The 2,610-nt window shown below is 55.5% G+C and carries 1 protein-coding gene and 1 pseudogene; both read right to left on the minus strand.

Features of this window, described 5'->3' with window-relative positions; translation table 11 throughout:
* The coding region (locus tag DK188_RS21750; protein WP_232825793.1) for a DUF11 domain-containing protein at positions 1-1,390 on the minus strand (1,390 nt) is incomplete at its 3' end.
* A gap of 24 nt (positions 1,391-1,414) precedes the next feature.
* Positions 1,415-2,596: pseudogene (locus tag DK188_RS21870) on the minus strand (DUF7507 domain-containing protein); the annotation flags it as partial.
* Positions 2,597-2,610 lie beyond the last annotated feature (14 nt).

Consider the following 2,610-nt stretch of genomic DNA (forward strand, 5'->3'; position numbering starts at 1 on the left):
CTGTTTTTGTCAAACTGATGCCTGGGGTCTGTACCGCTGTGACTGTCGCCGTGGCTGTGGTCAGCTTGTCTGCTCCCTGGCTGTCTTTTGCCGTCGCAGTCGCAATGTTGACCACCGATCCTGCATCCACATCGGACTGGCTTACTGAATATGTTTCATTTATCGTTGCGCTCTGCTGCGGTGCAAGCGTGCCTACGTTGTAGGTCAGGTTGGTCAGTGGGTCTGTAATCACCACATCATTCAGGATCAGGTTGCCGCTGTTGGTCACCGTCAGGGTATAGCTTATCGCATCTCCTGCCTGATCGTAAGTCGTAGGGTTGGCTGTCTTGGTAAGCTCCAGTCTGGATACTCCGATAGCTCTGACTACTTCACTGTCTGTTGTGCTCAAGGTCGTATTGAACGGATCCGTGCCTTCTGCTGTGGCCGTGTTGGTCACCGTGCCATTGTCAACGTCTGACTGTAGAATCGTGTAGCTCGTAGTGATTGTACTCGCTGCCCCTGGATCCAGCGTTCCTATGTTCTGGTTCAGGTTCGTCAACGGATCAGTAACCGTCACATTGTCCAGGGTCAGGTTGCCCGTATTGGTTACTTCCAGGGTATAGTTGATCACCTGGCCTGCCTGGATGTACAGTTTCGGCGTTGCTGTCTTGATCAGCTGGATGCCGCCTGCACGCACGCCCGGTACGGATTCCCTGTCTTTTGAGGCAACAGTTCTTCCACCTGGACCTTGACCGCTCACGCTGGCCGTGTTGTCCACGGTGCCTGCGTCAAGGTCTGTCTGGGTAACCGTATAGCTGGTCGCTATTACCGTAGATGCTCCCGGCAACAGGTCGTTCAATGCCACCTGGGTAATTCCTGTCAACTGGTCATCCAGTAAAATATTGTCCAAGGTCACATTGCCTATGTTGGTAACCGTCAACGTGTAGTCGATCACATCCCCCGGCTGGGCATAGCTTGCTGTACTGCTCTGCTTGTTCAGTTTGATACCCGGCTGTCTTCTGGCTACCGAAACCGCATTGTCCTTATCACTCACAGGGGTGGCCTGAGGGGTCGCTTCCACTCCCGTGGCCGTGGCCTCATTCGTGATCAGCCCTGAATCCAGGTCCTGCTGGGTGACCACGTAAGTCGTCGTGTAAACCGAACTTGCACCAGGTGCCATCGTGCCTATGTTCTGGGTCAGACTGGTCAGATCATCTGTCAACACCACGTTGTTGAGGGTCACGTTACCGATGTTGGTCACCGTAATCTCATATTCCAGTGGTTCCCCTACCGTACTGTATACCTGATCCAGCGATACCTTATCCACTTCGATTGCACCGAAGTCCTGCGAGGCAATCAAAGCCCTGTCTGTTGCCGTGGCCGTACTGTTGTCCGGTGCAGTACCTGTCACCGCAGCCGTGTTGATCAGGATGCGGTTGTCTATGTCTGTCTGGGTCAGCGTATAAGTCGCCGTGAAGGTCTGGCTGTCGCCAGGAGCCATTGTGCCGATGCTCTGGTTGTATGGGATCAACGGATCGCTCAGCAATACCCCTGTCAGGGTCACGTTGCCCACGTTGCTCACCTCAAACGTATAGGTCACCACTTCGCCCGCATTCACAAAGACCCTAGGATTGGCTGTCTTCACCAGATCCAGTGCCGGAGCCACATTGGCCAGTACCAGCTCCTCGTCTGTATCGGTCACGGTCACGCTGTTCGGGGATACTCCCGTCGCTGTCGACGTGTTCATCACACCGCCTGCATCCACTTCTGCCTGGGTCACCGTCAAGCCGACTGAATAACTTGCCGTCTGGCCGGGTGCCAGTTCAGGCAGTGTCGGAGAGGTAAAGTTGCGCAGCGGATCGGTCACAACCACTCCGTATAGGGTCACGTTGCCCGTGTTCTCCACTTCCAGTGTATAGGTGATCACATCACCGGCCTGGTCATAGGTCTGTCTGTCTGCAGTCTTCGACAGACTGATCGATGGACTCTGACCTGCCGTGATACGCTCCGGTGCAGTCACCGTCAGTACCGTGCTGTTCGGATCCGTGCCCACCGCCGTGGCCACGTTGTCCACAAAGCCTCTGTCCAGGTCTGCCTGGGTAATGGTCAGGATGCCGGATACCGATTCGGTCTGGCCGGGAACCAACGTGAAGCTTGGGGAAGTATAGTTGGCCAACGGATCATTGACCACCACATTGTACAGGGTCACGTTGCCCGTGTTCTCTATCTCAAGGGTATAGCTGATCTGCTCGCCCACTTGGCTGTAGGTATGCGGGCTGGCTGTTTTCTTCAGATCCAAAGCAGGTGTCTGGTTCGCAGTCACCGTCGCCGTGGCCGTAGCAGTCTGCGTTCCGCTGTTCGGATCCAGACCCGTCGCCGTAGCCGTGTTCACGAAGCTGCCGTTGTCAATGTCTGTCTGCGTGATCGTATAGCTGCCCGTTACCGTGGCGCTCTGGTTTGGTGCCAGTGTGCCTACCTGAGGGTTGTCAAGGGTCGTGCCCACGTCGCTTACCGCAACGCCGGTCAACGTCACGTTGCCTGAGTTGGTGACAACCAGCTCATAGGTAATCACATCCCCAGGATTGCTGTAATCCGTCCGATTAGGGGTTTTCGTCAAGGCGATACCTGGGC

The organism is Algoriphagus litoralis (assembly GCF_003259255.1).
Classification (GTDB): Bacteria; Bacteroidota; Bacteroidia; order Cytophagales; family Cyclobacteriaceae; genus Algoriphagus; species Algoriphagus litoralis.